Origin of the sequence: Paenirhodobacter enshiensis, assembly GCF_000740785.1 — a bacterium.
Taxonomy (GTDB): Bacteria; Pseudomonadota; Alphaproteobacteria; order Rhodobacterales; family Rhodobacteraceae; genus Rhodobacter; species Rhodobacter enshiensis.
The window spans coordinates 81,131-97,806 of the sequence record NZ_JFZB01000005.1; the positions used below are offsets into that span (position 1 = coordinate 81,131).

A 16,676-nucleotide genomic window follows, 5' to 3' on the forward strand; every position below is an offset into this window, starting at 1 on the left:
CCGGCCTGGCTCGTGTAAGGATGAGACAGATCATTCGGGACCGACGACGATGTGGGACACGCTGATGGCCATTCCGGCCGCGACCTTGGCCGCTTTCATGGTGGGGGCGCTGGTGCTGAACCTGACACCGGGATCGGACGTGCTGTTCGCCACCGCCTCGGGCATCCAGGGCGGACCGAAGGCCGGCGCGGCTGCAGGTCTCGGCGTCGGCATCGGCGGCATCGTGCACAGCTGCGCCACCGCCTTCGGCCTCGGCGCGCTGGTCGCCGCCCATCCCGGAGCGCTGATTGTCGTGCGCTGGCTCGGCGCCGCCTATCTGCTTTATATCGCATGGAAAAGCTGGCACGCCGTCACCCCGGGCCCGGACACCGAACGCGGCGCCCTGAGCCCGAGAAACGCCTTCCGCCGCGCCGTCGTGACCAATGTGATGAACCCCAAGGTCATGCTGTTCATGCTGGCCTATCTGCCGCAGTTCACCGACCCGGCCGTCGGCCCGGTCTGGCAGCAGATGCTGATCCTCGGCGGGCTCGTGTGCTGCACCGGAACGCTCATCACCAGCGCCTATGGCGCGACGGCGGGCTGGCTCGGCGCGCGTCTGGCGCGTCGGCTCGGCATCCTGAACCGCGTCGCGGCGGTGCTGTTCGGCGGCCTCGCCGCGAAGCTGGCACTCGACACATGACCGATCAGGAGTTCGTCTACCGCCCCACGGCCGAACAGCCGCGGGTTCTGCATGTCGATCACGAGATCCTCGTCGTCGACAAGCCCGCCGGCCTGCTGTCCGTCCCCGGCAAGGGCGAGGGGCGCGATGACTGTCTCATCAACCGGCTGCGCGGCGCATTCCCGACGATCCTCCTGGTGCACCGGCTGGACCTCGACACCTCCGGCGTGACGATCTTCGGCCTGACGCCCCATGCGCAACGCCACCTCGGCCTGCAATTCGAGCACCGCCAGACGAAAAAGCACTATATCGCAAGGCTCTGGGGACATCTGGAACCGAAGGAAGGCCATGTCGACCTGCCGCTCTGCGTCGACTGGCCGAACCGGCCGCGCCAGCATGTCGATCACGAGAACGGCAAGCCCGCCCAGACCGACTGGCGCGTGCTGCGCTACGAGGGCGACACCACCCGCGTCCGCCTGACCCCGCTGACCGGGCGCAGCCACCAGCTGCGCGTGCACATGAAGGAACAGGGCCACCCGATCCTCGGCGATCCGCTCTATTCCGAAGGTCCGGCCCGCGACTTCCCGCGTCTGATGCTGCACGCCGAAAGCCTGCGCATCCGCCACCCGGACGGCGGCCGCTACATGACCTTCTCCGCCCCCGTCCCGTTCTGACGGCCACTCTTTCGATTCGCCGCAAATATCCCGGGGGTGAGGGCCGAAGGCCCGAGGGGGCAGAGCCCCCTCTCCAGACCGTCACGCAAAGCAGGCCCCGAAAGGCCCGCGCGTGACCTCAGCGGTCGCGGAACTGCGGCTCGCGCTTTTCGAGGAAAGCCGCCATGCCTTCCTTCTGGTCCTCGGTCGAGAACAGCGAGTGGAACAGCCGGCGCTCGAACAGAACGCCCTCGTGCAGCGTGGTCTCGTAGGCGCGATTGACGGCCTCTTTCGCCGCCAGCACGCTGACCTGCGATTTCGAGGCGATCTTGCGCGCCGTCGCCAGCGCCTCGGGCAGCAGCTGCGCGAGCGGCACCACACGGCTCACCAGCCCGGAACGCTCCGCCTCGGCCGCATCCATGAAGCGGCCGGTCAGGTGCATTTCCATCGACTTCGACTTGCCGACGAAGCGGGTCAGACGCTGCGTTCCGCCGATCCCCGCGATGATCCCGAGGTTGATCTCCGGCTGACCGAACTTCGCGTTGTCGGCACACAGGATGAAATCGCACATCATCGCAAGTTCGCACCCGCCGCCGAGCGCATAGCCCGCCACCGCGGCGATGATCGGTTTACGGGTGCGCAGAAGCGACTCGGATTCCGTTCCGAAGAAGTTCGACAGGAACATCTCGACGGAGGTCTTCGTCGACATTTCCTTGATGTCGGCGCCAGCCGCGAAGGCCTTTTCCGACCCGGTGATGACGATGCAGCGCACCTTGTCGTTGGCGTCCGCTTCCTTCAGCGCCTCGGCCAGCTCGCCGAGCAGCATCGAGTTCAGCGCGTTCAGGGCTTCGGGGCGGTTCAACCGGATCAGAGCGACGTAATCTTCGACTTCGACGATCAGGGTCTGATAGGCCATCTGGGCATGCCTTTCCTAGTTTCAGCGCCGAGTCCTAACAGGACAGGGGCATTTGGCAAGCCGTTCCGCCACCGCCCCCCGGCCCGGCACAGCGCGCCGCGACGTCACATCGGGGGGCGTCCGATCAAGCTCAGCTTTGACACGACGGGCAGAAAAAGCTCGACCGGCCGGATTGCACGATGCGCCGGATCGGCGTGCCGCAGACCGGACAGGGCTCGCCCTCGCGGTCGTAAACGCGGAAGGTATGCTGGAAATAGCCAAGTTTCCCCGAGGCCTGCCGGTGATCGCGCAGGCTGGAGCCGCCGGCCTCGATCGCCTCGGACAGCACCTCGCGCACCAGTGGCACGATCTGCCCGATGCGCTTCGCCGCGATCCTCGCCGCCTGCCGGCGCGGGTCGATGCCGGCGCGGAACAGCACCTCGTTCACGTAGATGTTGCCCAGTCCCGCGACCACATGCTGATCGAGCAGCACGGTCTTGACCGGGCTTTTGCGCTCGTGCAGGCGCGCGATCAGATAGGCCTCGCTGAAATCGTTGCCCAGAGGCTCCGGCCCGAGCCCCGCCAGCAGCCAATGCGCCGCCTCGCGGTCGGTGCGCACCAGATCCATCGCCCCGAACCGGCGCGCATCGTTGAAGGTGACGCGCGCGCCGCCTTCCATGTCCAGAACGACGTGATCGTGCTTCTCGGGGGCGGGATGCTCGAAATGATAATCCCCCAGCATGATCCCCGAGACCAGCATCCGCCCCGACATGCCCAGATGGATGAGCAGGCTCTCGCCGGTGTCGAGATCGGCGAGAATGTATTTCGAGCGCCGCCGAAGCCGTTCAACCCGCGCGCCCTCCAGCCGGGTGGCCATGTTCTCGGGCAGGGGCCAGCGCAGATCCGGGCGGTTCAGCGTCACATGGGCGATCCGCCGCCCCTCCATCGCGGGGACCAGCCCGCGCCTGACCGTTTCCACCTCGGGCAGTTCCGGCATGATTTGTCCTGTCTCATTGTCATGGCCGCAGGGGCGCCTATAAGGAAGGTCACATATCAGCATCGGCAAGAGATCACGATGGCGGAACAGCACAGAACGACGCACTTCGGTTTCCAGACCGTGGACGAGGATCAGAAGGCCGGGATGGTGCACGGCGTGTTCTCGCGCGTGGCCTCCAAATACGACATCATGAACGACCTGATGAGCGTGGGCATCCATCGCCTCTGGAAGGACGCGATGATGGACTGGCTGTCGCCGCGGCCGGAACAGCGCCTTCTCGACGTCGCGGGCGGCACCGGCGACGTGGCGTTCCGCTTCCTCGAACGTGCCCCCGGCGCCACGGCGGTCGTGTGCGACCTGACCGAGCCGATGCTGAAGGAAGGCGAGAAGCGCGCCGAAGCCGCGAACCTGGCCGATCGGCTGACCTGGCAGGTCGAGGACGCGATGGACCTGTCCTTCCCGGACAATTCCTTCGACGTCTACACGATCTCCTTCGGCATCCGGAACGTGACCCGCATCCCCGACGCGCTGCGCGAGGCTTACCGCGTGCTGAAGCCCGGCGGCCGGCTGATGGTGCTGGAATTCAACCGCATCCCGAATGACATGCTGCAATGGCTCTATGACAAGTATTCGTTCAACGTGATCCCGCTGATGGGCCAGATCGTGGCGAATGACCGCGACAGCTATCAATATCTGGTGGAATCGATCCGCAAATTCCCCGACCAGGAAAACTTCGCCAACATGATCCGCGAGGCCGGGTTCGCTCAGGTGCGTTACCGCAACCTGTCGATGGGCATCGCGGCGCTGCATTCGGGCTGGAAGATCTGACGTGAGGGGCCCGCACAACATCTGGCGACTGATCCGCACCGGAGCCACCTTCGAGCGCACCGGCGCCATGCGCGAGGTGCTCGAGGCGCTCGAGGTTCCCGCGCGGCTGCGACTGGTTGCCCGGGTGTTGGGCTGGCCCTTCAAATGGCTGGGCTACAAGGGCGATCCGGCGCTGCCGCCGGTGACGCGGGCGATCACCGCGCTCGGACCGGCCTACATCAAGTTCGGTCAGATCCTGTCGACCCGCCCCGATGTGGTGGGGCCGGAACTGGCCGCCCAGCTCGGCGTGCTGCGCGATCAGTTGCCGCCGTTTTCCGTGGCCGTCGCCAAGGCCACCATCGCCGAAGAGCTGGGCCGCCCGGTCGAAACGCTGTTCTCCGCATTCTCGGAACCCGTCGCCGCCGCCTCGATCGCGCAGGTGCACGAGGCGGTTCTGGCCGCCGACGGACGCCATGTCGCGGTCAAGGTGCTGCGCCCCGGGATCGAGCGCGCTTTCCGCAAAGACCTCGACGCCTTCCACTTCGCCGCCGGGATGATCGAATTTCTGGCGCCGTTCTCGCGCCGGCTGCGCCCGTCGGACGTGGTGAACCATTTCGAGAGCACCGTTCTCGGCGAGCTGGACCTGCGGCTGGAGGCCGCTGCCGCCTCGCAATTCGCCGCCAATACCGCGAACGATCCGAACTTCCGCGTGCCCGCCCCAGTCTGGGAAATGAGCAGCCGCGGCGTCATGGTGATGGACTGGGCCGAGGGCACGCCGATGGGCGATGTCCCCGCGCTGAAGGCCGCGGGCCATGACCTCGCCGCGCTCGGGCGCAACGTGCTGCAGCTGTTCCTCAGCCACGCGCTGCGCGACGGCTATTTCCACGCCGACATGCACCAGGGCAACCTGAAAGTCGCGGCGAACGGCGATATCATCGCCTTCGATTTCGGCATCATGGGGCAGATCGACGAATATACCCGCCGCGTCTATGCCGAAATCCTGATGGGCTTCATCCAGCGCGACTATCGCCGCGTCGCCGAGGTGCATTTCGAGGCCGGTTACGTTCCTGCCGACCGCGACGTGAACGCCTTCGCCCTCGCCCTGCGAGCGGTGGGCGAGCCGATCTTCGGCATGAACGCCACGCAGATCTCGATGGCGCGGCTGCTCGCCCATCTGTTCGAGGTGACCGAGCGTTTCGGTATGCAAACCCGGACCGAACTGATCTTGCTGCAACGCACGATGGTCGTGGTCGAGGGGGTGGCACGCTCTCTCGACCCGGCGCTGAACATGTGGGAGACCGCCCGGCCCGTGGTCGAGCGCTATATCCGTGAGAACTTTGGCCCGCGTGCGGTTTTGCGCGACATGCGCCGCACTGCGATGGTGCTCAGCCATTTCGCCCCCCGCCTGCCCGAAATGTTGCAGACAGCGCTGGAACGCAAGGACGCCCCCGCACCGAAACCGGCCACGCACCGGGCAAGCACGGTATTTCTGTCGACCGCAGCGGTTGTGCTGGTTCTGGCGGCAGGGGTCGCGGTCGGATTACTGGCATCGGGGCAGATCATCCATCCGTAAACAGAGCCCTTCCCGGTCAATTCCGTGGCGGTGCATATCTGTGACCGTCACGGGGCAAATCACCGGCAATGCCCTGATCGTCCCATGCTTTCCTTCCGGAAGGAAAGCGATCTCCCCCGGCACGGCGAACACGGCACAGTCCAGTGGGGCAACGGCCGCGTCGGAGAACACAGACGCCTTCCCGATATGGCTACATGTAATTCCCGTCGGGATTTCACAAGAATTTCTTCAGGGAATTCTGCGGCTTGATATCTCCCTCCCGGCATCGCTTCCCTAGTCTGGAATTCCCCTCGCCCACGGCCCGGACCGCCCTGAAAGTCAGGCATGCCATGGCATGCACAGGTCCTTCGGAAACACTCTAGCTGCCAGAGCGCAGAGCCTGAACCTCCTCGACCCCGATCTCCTTGCCGCTGCCGGTCACCAGAATCGGGGTGCCTCCGCTGTCCTGTCTCACCTCGACGATGGGCGTATAGACGGCCACGTCATCAGTCGAGACGAGCTTCCCGTTGCTGAAACTTTGCAGCTGGAACGAATACTCCCCGGAGCCAAGCCGCTTGCCGTTCGAGGTCATCCCATCCCAATCGAAGGAACTGTCGCCGACCGAAACCGCGCGCTGATCGACGACCGTGCCCGCACTGTTTCTGACCACCAGAATGGCCGCATCGGCCCCGGAAGACGCATCGGTCGCCAGGGTCAATGGCGTCACCCCGTCGAAAATGGCAGAGGTGTCGGCCAGCGCCTGCATCCCCACCCATCCCGCATACTGGCCGATGCCGGTTCCGCCAAGCTGTGCGTTCAGAGACGACAGAAGGTCGTTAGTGCGCACCTGCTGTTCCACTTGCGAAAACGTGGCCAGCTGAGTCGCATATTGCGAACTGTCCATCGGATCCGTCGGGTCCTGATTCTGCATCTGTGTCGTCATGAGCTTGAGGAACGTCTGGTAGTCCGACACGATCGTCGAACCCGCCGACGAACCGCCTGCGGCGGAAGACGAGGACGAAGATGTCGAAGATGTCACGCTGGTCATGGAAATCCTTTCTCAGATACGCAGGTCCAGAGACCCGCTGGCGGCAGAGGGATGAGAGACGGGAGGCGGAACTTCCGGCATAGCGTCGGTTTCGCTCGGCACGGCGAAATCGGCGGAAGCCAAATTCGTGGGGCGCTGATCGCCCGGACTATCCTGCCCACCGAAGGAAAACGTAACCTGACCATAGCCGATGTCGCGCAGATCGCGGGCAAGCGAATCCGCATTCCGGCGCACGAGATCGAGGGTTTCGGGCCGTTCAGCCTCGACCACGACCGAGACGCCTCCATCCGTCGCATGCAACGACAGGCGAAGCTTGCCCAGATCGGCCGGGGCCAGAGTTATCTCGATCCGGTCGCTCGACGCGGCATGAAGGATTTTCTCCAGAATCTGATGCGATACGGCCGGCGGTGCGGCAGCAGCCTCTCGGCCATAAACGGCGGCAGCCTTGCTTGTCGACGGATCGATCGTGCCGGGAAGGGGGACGCTCCCGGCGGCACGATCAGACGGCATTTCGACCGAATCGTCCGCCGAAACGTCGACAGCTCTCTCTGAAAAGGCCGCCGAAGAGGCCACGGCTTGCACATCGGGACCGGCCTCTTCCCCCAAGACATGACCGGAAGCCGTCGCGATGCCAGGTCCGCTGGCAGGGCGTTCACCGGAAGTCGGAGGTGTGAACACGACATCAGGCGGCATCTGCACCGGCAGTCCGGACTGCGGCAGCGAGCCGGCGACGGCCATATCGCCCGCCTCGCCCCGCACCGCGGAGACGGATCGCGACAGAGCATCCGGCACGGGCGATGCCACGGCCGAAACCCCGCTCGGAGTTCTGACCGGATCGTCCGGGCGGCCGTCCACCTCCATCGGCCGAGGCGAAGCAGCGGTGACATGCAGCTGAACGCGCATCGCCGGTGCCACCGAAGCCGGCGGCACCGGCGATGCGGCCGCCCCTTCGGGGGCACGCCCCTCCATCCGACTTTCCGGCATCCGTGCCGTCTGGGTTTCGGACATGTCCGGTTTTGACGACGCGACAACGTAAGCCGCCCCTGAACCGAAGGACGGGGCAGGCGTCTCATCGACGAGAGCGGCAGGGAGATCATTTACCGCCACCACGCGTCCGCGCCATACAGCAGAATCGGATCCCGATACGGGCAAGGCAACGGCCTCCGGTCTGGCCGCCGAAGCCGAGGATGGCCGCCGGACAGCACCAACCCCAGAATCTCCCACCAGATCGGAAACAGTCATGCGCACCGGGCTTTCCGGGAACGCCCCCCCGACTGCAGCAACGCCCGATATTTGCCCGGCAACTCCCGAGGAGTTCGGAATGATGATCGGTGAAGACACCGCCTCCGAAGCAGAAGAGAGCGACAACGGACTGACACCGCGCGGCGTGCCTGGCGGTTGCGGATCGGTCAACGCCTGACGGGCCTCCCCGGCCCGGACGGTTTCGGAACCAGAAGACGAGGCCTGAAAGTGCATCGGGGCGGAAACGCCAAACGCCGGAACCATGCGGTTCCGGTCTTGTGGCCGCGCGAATGCTGTGCTGTCGGCAAGCAAAGGATAGTGCTGCGCGATTTCGACAGCCGGTCGGCCCACGCCTACCGGAACCGAAACATCGCCGGAAGACGCATGGGAAACGAGGTCCTCCCAGTTCCGATCCACTGTCGGCCGCTCAACGGCCGGGGGCGAAGCGAAACCATCCATTGCCGCCCACGATGGCAGGGACTGCGCCTGCTGAGACGAGACAGCCGTCGTCAGGAGATCCCGCTCCGCGACATGCCCGTCGGGTGGTGGATACCGTCCCCCACCCCGCACGAAAGGCAGACCCGTCACACTGCCCGGAACATCTTTGTCCGCTGCCGGTCCGGGAGCAAAAGGCGCAGGCGTTCCCGGACCCGCGGTCGCCATGTTTCGTGCGTCCAAAATCGCCGGAACGAGAACCGCCGGAAGAGCGATGCCGCCGCGATCGCCATCTCCGGGCGCATCGTCCCTTGTCCAGGACAATTCAGTGGAATCGTCGCTCCGTCCCCGATGCAGCCATGCCGCAGATCCGGCCGAAAACACCGTTTCTTCTCCGTCCGGCTCGGGGAAGTTGCCCACAGATGACATTGCGACGTCCGGCTTCGCCTCTTCAGCCGCGACCGGCACAGGCCCGGCGGCAAGGGGCTCCGTCCCTCCAAACACCAGCGCAAAGTCGTTTCCCGCAGCCGGACAAGCCGCACCCTCTCCCGCAGCCGTCCGTCCTCCGGTGCAGGAGGGCAAAGCGAGTGGATCCATCGGAAGAATGCTGTCCATCGGTCCTGCGACATCTTTTGTTACAAGCTCAGAGTCGCATCGGAAGATTACCACTTCTTTACTGCTTGACCGCAAGCTGACGGAATACCGGCTCAATCGGAGGCAATTTCAGATGATCTCACCAATCTCCGGCGCCCCTGCAGGGCATGAGCCCGCCCGGGCCCGGGATCCGCGCAACATTGTCTTGCGGGACCGGGCGAATCAGCTCGAAGCGGCGTTCCTGTCGCAGATGCTTGCAACCGCAGGTGTCGGGAAAGTGTCGGAAAGCATGGGAGGCGGCGCCGGAGAAGAGCAGTTTTCTTCCTTCCTGCGCGAAGCTTACGCGGAAAAAACCGTTGCCGCCGGGGGGATCGGTCTGGCGGAGACGATCTTTCAATCTCTCGCGAAAGGACAAACAGATGACTAGCCATGTCGCGGCACCGGATCCGGCCGCCGAGGACCCCCGCCTGCTCGCGCTGCGCGATCTTCTGAATGACGAACGGATCGCGATTCGCACTGGCGACTTCGCCCGGCTTGGCGATCTGGTCGCCCGAAAGGAAAAGGCCATGGCGGACATGCAGGCCCTGCCGGCCTCCCGTATTCCGGCCCTCAGGAGTCGCATCGAGGAGAATCAACGCCTGATCGAGGCCGCACTGAATGGCTTTCGGTCCGCGCGGAGCCGGATCGAACAGATCGCCGCCTCGGTCCGCAGCTGCACGACCTACGACCGAAACGGTCAGTCGCAGCAGATCAGCCTCGATTCTCCGGCGATTGAACGCCGGGCCTGAGGAAATTCCTGAAAATGCGATGCACTTCTGGCCGCCCACCCGGGCGGCCTTAGCATTTTGTTAGGAGGCCGTGCGCAATGATCTCCCTGCACCGGACAAAACGGACGGTGGCGCGGCAGGTTACCACTCCGCATGGGTCAGAACGCCCCTTTTGCCGGCAAGGCCGGCTGTATCAACCGGCGCGAAGCGCCGATACAAGGATATGCAAGATGACCAGCATTCTGACGAATTCCAGCGCGATGGTTGCGCTGCAGACGCTCAAGTCGATCAACGGTAACCTCTCCGACACGCAAAATCAGATCTCGACCGGAAAGGCGATTTCCAGCGCGAAGGACAATGCCGCCGTGTGGTCGATCTCGAAGGTGATGGAAACCGACGTCTCCACCATCGATTCGATCACTTCGAGCCTCAATCTGGGGCAGTCGACGGTCTCGGTGGCCCGTCAGGCGGCCGAAAGCGTCGTGTCGAAACTGCAGTCGATGCAGGAAATCGCCGTCAATGCCAGCTCGGACAACGTCGATCACTCCACTCTGACGGAGCAGATGGGGCAGCTCGCCGAGAGCATCAAGTCGGTGATCGGCAGCGCGCAGTTCAACGGCCTCAACCTGCTCGACGGCAGCTCCTCGGGGATGAGCATGTTGTCGTCCTTCTCTCGCTCGGGCAACACGATCACGACGTCCTCGCTGACAGTCGAGGCGAAAGATCTGCTGAACGGCGCCTATGTCGCCAAGTCGGCGTTCACCGGCACCACCGGTGCCAGCGCCACCGGCGACACCTTCGCGATGACGCTCGATGCCACGACGGGAACCGGCGATATCACGTTCGACACCTCGACCCTCGCCGCCGGTGACACCGTGTCGCTGACGATCTCGGGGCAAAAGGTCAGCTATACGCTGAGCGCCGAGGACATGGCGTCGACCTCGCCGTCCGCGCTGGTCGCGACCGGCCTGAAAAGCGCAATCGAATCGCTCGGCATAAGCGGGCTGACGGTCGATTACGACGATACCAGTGCGGATACGCTGTCGCTGTCGAATACCGGCGGCACCGCGCTGTCGGTGACCGGTCAGTATGCCAATGCCGGGTCGACCGATCTGGCAACGCTGGACGTCTCGACCTCGACTGCGGCTGCGGCGTCGGTCGAGAAGCTCAGCGCGCTGATCTCGCAGGCGACGGCCGTGGCCTCCTATTATGGCTCGACCGAAACCCAGCTGTCGGATCAGGCCGATTTCATGTCGACCTTGTCCGATGCGATGACCACCGGCATCGGATCGCTCGTCGATGCGGACATGGAAGAGGCCTCGGCCCGCCTGACGGCTCTGCAGACTCAGCAGCAGCTGGGCATCCAGGCCCTGTCGATCGCCAACCAGCAGCCGCAGACGATCCTGTCGCTGTTCAAGTAATAACGCGCGGAGGCGCCTGAGCAGGCGCCTCCACCGTCCGCGGCAAAGCCGCTTTTCTGCATCACACAGAAGGAATTCTTCCCGTGAATGCCAGCCTCATGGCCAAAACGGCCTATGCAAACCCCGAACAACCCCTGCGAACCGCCCGCGATGCCGAATACGAGGTCTTTGCCCGTATTACCCGGCGATTGCGCGCCGCGGCTGGCTGTGCTGCCAGCGACTACCCCGGCCTCGTCGGAGCGGTTCATGACAATCGAACCCTCTGGGCCCGGTTGAACGCCGACGTCAGCCTGCCCGAAAACGGCTTGCCCCAGGATCTGCGCAGCCGGATCGCCTATCTGGCGGAATTCACCCGGCGCCACAGCCAGAAAGTCCTGCACGGCACCGCAACTGCGGATGTCCTGATCGAAATCAATACTTCGGTCATGCGTGGCCTCAGGCGAGAGGGGGAGGCAAAATGACCGGCCTTGTCCTGAAGCTGGCCCCGAAGGAGCGGGTTCTGATCAACGGCGCCGTCATCGAAAACGGCGACAAGCGGTCCCGTCTGGCGATTATGACTCCGAACGCAAATATCCTTCGGCTGCGTGACGCGATTCACCCGGCCGAGGTGAACACACCCGTGCGCCGTGTCTGCTATATCGCCCAACTGGTCCTGTCGGGCGACGTAACCCCGGACGATGCGCGACTGCAGCTGCTGCGCGGGATCGAGCAGCTCAGTCAGGTTCTCCTCGATCCCGACAGCCGGAAACATCTGGCTCAGGCCACCAGCTTCGTGCTGCAGGACCAGCATTACATGGTGCTGAAAGCTCTGCGAACCCTCTTGCCCCGGGAGGAGCGGATCATGGCCGCCGGCCAGACATGAGTTACTCCGTCGCCCTTCCGCTGAGTGGCTACGCAGGCTGGAAAATGCTGACCCAGACGATGGAGCGGCAGAAAGCCGCCTTCGCAGAGTCAGCCCAGATACAGACAACCGAAGCCTACTTCCGAAAAAAAATCGGCTCGGTCACTTCGGCGCAGGACTTGGTTTCGGACTACCGCTTGCTCTCCGTCGCACTGGGGGCCTTCGGCCTCGACGAGGACATTCGCAGCACCTATTTCATCCGCAAGGTTCTGTCGGAGGGCACGACCGACCCGAAGTCTTTTGCGAACAAGCTTACCGACAAAAGCTATCAGGCACTTTCCGCAGCCTTCGGTTTTGGACCGGGCGAGACACCCCGGACTTCGGAGCCCGGCTTTGCCGACACCATCCTGAAAAAATTCGAGACCCGCGCCTTCGAAACCGCGGTTGGGGCACAGAACGACGCGATGCGCATTGCTCTTAATGCCGAACGCAGCCTGCCAGAGATGGCCGCATCGGGGGCCACGAACAATACCCTCTGGTATCAGATCATCGGGTCAGAGCCCCTGAGCGCCTATATGCAAGGCGCCCTCGGCCTGCCCGACAGTATTGCGGCGCTCGACGTGGACCGGCAACTCGACATCTACAAGGCCAAGGCGAGAGCTGTTTTCGGATCGGACGCGGTGGCGCAGCTGGCTTCGGGCAAGACGATGGACAAGATGACCCGCAACTACCTGATCCGCGATCAGATCGAAAATGGCACGACGGTGGCCAACTCGCCGGCACTACAAATTCTGCAGGTCAGCCGCGCGTCCGGCGGAACCAACATCCTGTCCCTGCTGCTCTAGCCCGCATGATCGCGCGGCTAGCTGACTGGTCCCGCGGCTTCTCGCACCGCATTTTCCATTCTGGATCAGCTTGCGCTGGCTGGCGCCGAACCAGGATGAGAGAGACCTCAGCGCGGGCTGCGCTTGGCCAGAATCCGCTGCAATGTGCGGCGGTGCATGTTCAGCCGCCGCGCGGTTTCCGAAACATTGCGGTCGCACAGCTCGTAAACCCGCTGGATATGCTCCCAACGAACGCGGTCGGCGCTCATCGGATTCTCTGGCGGCGGCGGCAGATCTCCGCCGCGGGCCAGCAATGCGTTGGTGATATCATGAGCATCGGCGGGCTTCGACAGATAATCCACCGCCCCCATCTTGACCGCCGCGACGGCCGTAGCGATGGCGCCATACCCCGTCAGCACCACGATCCGCGCATCGGGCCGCTTCGCACGCAGCAACTCGACCACCTCGAGACCGCTGCCATCCTCAAGCCGCAGATCGACGACCGCATAGGCCGCCGGCATCCGCTCAGCAAGCTCCTTGCCATGGGCCACGCTTTCCGCTGTCTCGGTCACGAAGCCGCGCTTTTCCATCGCCCGTGCCAGCCGGGTCAGGAACGGAACGTCATCGTCGACGAGAAGCAGCGACCGGTCCTCGCCGAGCTCTTCAGCAATTTCCTCTTCGGACATGCGGTTCCCCAAATTGATTGCCGAACACTAAGCCCTCGGCGCGATGGGGTCAAATTGCGCGATGCGCATACGTTGATCCGGAAGGCTTGCGTGGCTATCACCGGTGCACCCCCACCGGACCGGGGGAGACAGTCAGGGGGCAAGGATGCCGGAAGACCGGAGCAAGGGGCTGTGGCGCGCAACTGGGCAGCAGGACTGGATCCGGCTGCGCACGCTGATCTACCTGCGCTGGATCGCCGTCTTCGGCCAGAGCGCCGCGGTGATCGCGGCATGGCTGCTCTATGATATCGCACTGGATCTGCCGATGTGTTTCATGGCGATCGGGGCCTCGGTCGCGGTGAATCTGACGGCGATCATCGCCTTTCCCGCCACCCGCCGGCTGAGCGAAGCCGAGATGACGCTGACGTTGTTGTTCGACACGGCACAGCTGTCGGTCCTGCTGGCGCTGACCGGCGGTCTGAACAACCCTTTCGCCTTTCTGATTCTCGTGCCGGTGACCATTGCGGCGACCGCGCTCGACACCCGGCCGACAGTGCTGATCGGGATCTCGACGATCTCGATGATCAGCCTGGTCGCGGGGCTGCATCTGCCGCTGATCACCCATTCGGGCACCGTCGTTCGGGTGCCGGACGAAATCGAGTTCGGCTTCTGGGTCGCAATCATGACCGGGGTGGTGTTCCTCGGCGCTTACGCGCATCGCATCGCGCTGGAAATCCGCGCCATGGCCGAGGCGCTGGTGGCGACGCAGATGGCCCTGTCGCGCGAACAGAAACTGACCGATCTCAGCGGTGTGGTGGCGGCCGCGGCACATGAACTCGGCACCCCCCTCGCCACGATCAAGCTGGTCTCCTCGGAACTGGCCGACGAGCTGGCCGACGACCCGGAGCTGCGCGACGATGCGCTGCTGATCCGCGATCAGGCCAACCGCTGCCGCGATATCCTGCGCTCGATGGGCCGCAGCGGCAAGGATGACATGCAGATGCGCACCGCGCCGCTCGTCACCGTGCTGCGCGAGGCAGCCGAACCCCATTCCGACCGCGGCAAGGAGCTGATCTTCGATCTCGCTCCCGGCCCCGGCGGGCAGGAGCGTCAGCCCGTCGTCCACCGCTCGCCCGAGCTGATCCACGCCCTGCGCAACCTGATTCAGAACGCCGTCGACTTCGCCCGCAGCACCGTCTGGATCGAGGGCGAATGGACCGACCGCGAGGTTTTCGTGCGCATCATCGACGACGGCCGCGGCTTCCCGCCCGGGGTGCTGGCGCGTATCGGCGACCCCTATCTGCACACCCGCGACCCTGACCGCAGCCAGCGCCCGGAATACGAGGGCATGGGCCTTGGTCTGTTCATCGCGAAGACGCTTCTCGAGCGCACCGGAGCGCGGTTGCGCTTTTGCAACGTCAGCGCTCCCCCCCCGGCCGAGGGCGGCCCGTGCCGGTCGGGCGCCGAAGTCGAACTGCGCTGGCCGATCGAACACCTGAGCGTCGCCCAGGGCCCTCTGGGAGAGAACCGCCAGATCGTCGACTGACCGCCGCCGTTCATCCCGGGGTTTAACGACCTGTTAAGCAATTCTCGCCGAAGATGACCCCCGAAGGGTTCCACAGGCGAGGTCAGACATGTCGATCCAGTGGTTCGAGGCGCTTCTGATCGCGGTGACCTCGGTCGGCTCTGCGGCGATCGCCCTGATCGTGGCCTCGCTGGTCACGCAACGGATGCAGGCCCGCCGCCCCGCCCGCAGCACCTTGCCGGAACTGGAGCCCGCAGTCTTCCTGTTCGACGATCACCAGCTTGTCGATGCCACGGGGCCGGCACGCGCGCTTTTGGAAACCGCCCCCGCAGGCGCGACGGACTGGGCCCGGCTCACGGCGGTTCTCGCCCCGCGGTTTGAAGGTTTTTGCGAACGAATGCAGTCTCTTGGCCGCATCGGCCGGATCGAGATGACCTCGCGCAGTGACGCCGGAGACCTGCGCCTTTGCGCCGAGGAGGTCGAGGGGCTGGCCCGCATCACCCTGTTCGATCGTGACGCCGAGGGCAGCGGGGCGCTGGTTGACGGGCTGTCGCTGCGTGCGATCGAAGACGAGCTGGACCTGACCCGGCGCGTGCTCGACGATCTGCCCGCACTGGCCTGGCGCGAGGATGCGGGAGGGGCCGTGACCTGGGCGAATCGTAGCTACGTTTTGCGCGCCGAGGCTCTGGACAAGGACGGCATCGGTATCACCTGGCCACTGCCGCAGTTGTTTCCCGATCTCGAGGCCGAGGCGACGGAGCAACGGATCTCGCTCGCCGGAGCGCAGGACAAGGCCCTGTGGTTCGAAGGCTACAGCCACCCCCTCGGCGAGGGGCGGATCCGCTACGCGATGCCGGCCGATGCGCTGGTGCGGGCTGAACGGTCGCTGCGCGATTTCATCCAGACCCTGTCGAAGACCTTTGCCGACCTGCCGATCGGCCTTGCGGTGTTCGACCGCCGCCGTCAGCTGCAACTGTTCAATCCGGCACTGGCCGAACTGACGATGCTGCCGCCGGATTTCCTGCTGGGCCGACCGACGCTGCACGCCTTTCTCGACCGGCTGCGCGAGACCCGCATGGTGCCGGAGCCGCGCGATTACACCGGATGGCGCCAGCACATGGCCGATCTGGAAAAGGCCGCCGCCTCGGGGTTCCATTCCGAAACCTGGACCTTGCCGCGCGGACAGACCTATCGCGTCACCGGCCGACCGCATCCCGACGGCGCCGTCGCCTTCCTGTTCGAGGATATCACCTCTGAGGTTGCGGTGATGCGCCGGTTCCGCGCCGAACTGGAGCTGGGTCAGGCTGTGCTCGACCGCCTCGACGAGGCCATCGCAATCTTCGGCTCCACCGACGAGCTGGTGATGTCGAACGCCGCCTATGACCGGCTGTGGCGCACCGATGCCGAAAGCGGGCTCGGCCGCACGACCTTCGCCGCGGCCCTGCTCGGCTGGCGCCAGCTCAGCGGGCCGGACAGCTTCTGGCAGCAGGTGCAGGAACGGCGCGCCCGCACGGCTCTCCGGACCGAGACCGCGGGTGTTTTGTGCCTGGCCGGAGGGCAGCACCTCGCCTGTTGTCTGACGCCACTTCCCGGCGGGGCGACCATGGCGCGCTTCACCCCGTTGCCGGCAACGGCGTCAGAAACGAAGGTGGTCCCGCCTGCGGGCGATCTGTCGGCGGAGGTCGCCTCTCTCCCCGACCCGCCCGTCCCGCCGCCGATTGAGGTCGCCCGGGCAGCGCGCTAAGATGGGGT

The 16,676-nt window shown here is 64.9% G+C and carries 17 protein-coding genes; 12 read left to right on the forward strand and 5 right to left on the reverse strand.

Going from position 1 to position 16,676, the window contains the following annotated elements:
* Positions 1-64: 64 nt before the first annotated feature.
* Both CG50_RS03375 and CG50_RS03380 read left to right on the forward strand, forming a co-directional pair.
* The gene (locus CG50_RS03375; protein WP_036635848.1) at positions 65-679 is read left to right on the forward strand and encodes a LysE family translocator; all 615 of its coding nucleotides are present in this window, start codon (positions 65-67) and stop codon (positions 677-679) included.
* Positions 676-1,332, forward strand: a complete 657-nt coding sequence (locus CG50_RS03380; protein ID WP_036635251.1) for a pseudouridine synthase — start codon at positions 676-678, stop codon at positions 1,330-1,332. Before CG50_RS03375 ends, CG50_RS03380 begins: the two co-directional genes overlap by 4 nt.
* A gap of 118 nt (positions 1,333-1,450) precedes the next feature.
* On the opposite strand, the gene CG50_RS03385 is transcribed toward CG50_RS03380, so the two are convergent.
* Positions 1,451-2,227 carry an enoyl-CoA hydratase gene (locus CG50_RS03385; RefSeq protein ID WP_036635253.1) on the reverse strand — a complete coding sequence of 259 codons (777 nt, stop codon included), beginning with the start codon at positions 2,225-2,227 and terminating at the stop codon, positions 1,451-1,453.
* Positions 2,228-2,357: 130 nt separating this feature from the next.
* Positions 2,358-3,203: a bifunctional DNA-formamidopyrimidine glycosylase/DNA-(apurinic or apyrimidinic site) lyase gene (mutM, locus tag CG50_RS03390; RefSeq protein ID WP_036635255.1), complete on the reverse strand. Its 846-nt coding sequence runs from the start codon at positions 3,201-3,203 to the stop codon at positions 2,358-2,360.
* 78 nt (positions 3,204-3,281) lie between these two features.
* Here mutM and ubiE point away from each other — a divergent pair, with 78 nt between their 5' ends.
* Together ubiE and ubiB are read left to right on the forward strand one after the other, a co-directional pair.
* A complete protein-coding gene (ubiE, locus tag CG50_RS03395; protein WP_036635257.1) occupies positions 3,282-4,031 on the forward strand; it encodes a bifunctional demethylmenaquinone methyltransferase/2-methoxy-6-polyprenyl-1,4-benzoquinol methylase UbiE in 750 nt (249 codons plus the stop codon).
* Position 4,032: 1 nt separating this feature from the next.
* Positions 4,033-5,583, forward strand: a complete 1,551-nt coding sequence (ubiB, locus tag CG50_RS03400; protein WP_036635258.1) for a 2-polyprenylphenol 6-hydroxylase — start codon at positions 4,033-4,035, stop codon at positions 5,581-5,583.
* A 358-nt stretch (positions 5,584-5,941) separates the two neighbouring features.
* Here ubiB and CG50_RS03405 read toward each other — a convergent pair whose 3' ends face one another.
* Complete coding sequence (locus CG50_RS03405; protein WP_051909434.1) at positions 5,942-6,610, reverse strand: flagellar hook capping FlgD N-terminal domain-containing protein; 669 nt, start codon at positions 6,608-6,610, stop codon at positions 5,942-5,944.
* Between the two features lie 12 nt (positions 6,611-6,622).
* Complete coding sequence (locus CG50_RS17010) at positions 6,623-7,618, reverse strand: flagellar hook-length control protein FliK (RefSeq protein WP_161785379.1); 996 nt, start codon at positions 7,616-7,618, stop codon at positions 6,623-6,625.
* A gap of 1,273 nt (positions 7,619-8,891) precedes the next feature.
* On the opposite strand from CG50_RS17010, the gene CG50_RS03415 reads away from it, so the two are divergent.
* The 6 genes from CG50_RS03415 (at position 8,892) to CG50_RS03440 (ending at position 12,755) form a co-directional block, all read left to right on the forward strand.
* A complete protein-coding gene (locus CG50_RS03415) occupies positions 8,892-9,308 on the forward strand; it encodes a rod-binding protein (RefSeq protein ID WP_394297131.1) in 417 nt (138 codons plus the stop codon).
* Positions 9,301-9,669 (forward strand): hypothetical protein, encoded by a 369-nt coding sequence (locus CG50_RS03420; protein ID WP_036635265.1) that lies wholly within the window; start codon positions 9,301-9,303, stop codon positions 9,667-9,669. Before CG50_RS03415 ends, CG50_RS03420 begins: the two co-directional genes overlap by 8 nt.
* A gap of 209 nt (positions 9,670-9,878) precedes the next feature.
* The gene (locus tag CG50_RS03425; RefSeq protein ID WP_036635267.1) at positions 9,879-11,069 is read left to right on the forward strand and encodes a flagellin; all 1,191 of its coding nucleotides are present in this window, start codon (positions 9,879-9,881) and stop codon (positions 11,067-11,069) included.
* Positions 11,070-11,152: 83 nt separating this feature from the next.
* Positions 11,153-11,530 (forward strand): flagellar biosynthesis regulator FlaF, encoded by a 378-nt coding sequence (gene flaF, locus CG50_RS03430; protein ID WP_036635269.1) that lies wholly within the window; start codon positions 11,153-11,155, stop codon positions 11,528-11,530.
* Positions 11,527-11,931 carry a flagellar biosynthesis repressor FlbT gene (gene flbT, locus CG50_RS03435; RefSeq protein WP_036635272.1) on the forward strand — a complete coding sequence of 135 codons (405 nt, stop codon included), beginning with the start codon at positions 11,527-11,529 and terminating at the stop codon, positions 11,929-11,931. Before flaF ends, flbT begins: the two co-directional genes overlap by 4 nt.
* Positions 11,932-11,975: 44 nt before the next feature.
* A complete protein-coding gene (locus CG50_RS03440) occupies positions 11,976-12,755 on the forward strand; it encodes a DUF1217 domain-containing protein (RefSeq protein ID WP_245615581.1) in 780 nt (259 codons plus the stop codon).
* Positions 12,756-12,862: 107 nt separating this feature from the next.
* Here the strand turns inward: CG50_RS03440 and CG50_RS03445 are convergent, their stop codons facing one another.
* Positions 12,863-13,420: an ActR/PrrA/RegA family redox response regulator transcription factor gene (locus CG50_RS03445; protein ID WP_036635276.1), complete on the reverse strand. Its 558-nt coding sequence runs from the start codon at positions 13,418-13,420 to the stop codon at positions 12,863-12,865.
* A 145-nt stretch (positions 13,421-13,565) separates the two neighbouring features.
* Here CG50_RS03445 and regB point away from each other — a divergent pair, with 145 nt between their 5' ends.
* Positions 13,566-14,945: a sensor histidine kinase RegB gene (gene regB, locus CG50_RS03450; RefSeq protein ID WP_036635279.1), complete on the forward strand. Its 1,380-nt coding sequence runs from the start codon at positions 13,566-13,568 to the stop codon at positions 14,943-14,945.
* A gap of 88 nt (positions 14,946-15,033) precedes the next feature.
* Positions 15,034-16,668: a PAS-domain containing protein gene (locus CG50_RS03455; RefSeq protein ID WP_051909438.1), complete on the forward strand. Its 1,635-nt coding sequence runs from the start codon at positions 15,034-15,036 to the stop codon at positions 16,666-16,668.
* Positions 16,669-16,676 lie beyond the last annotated feature (8 nt).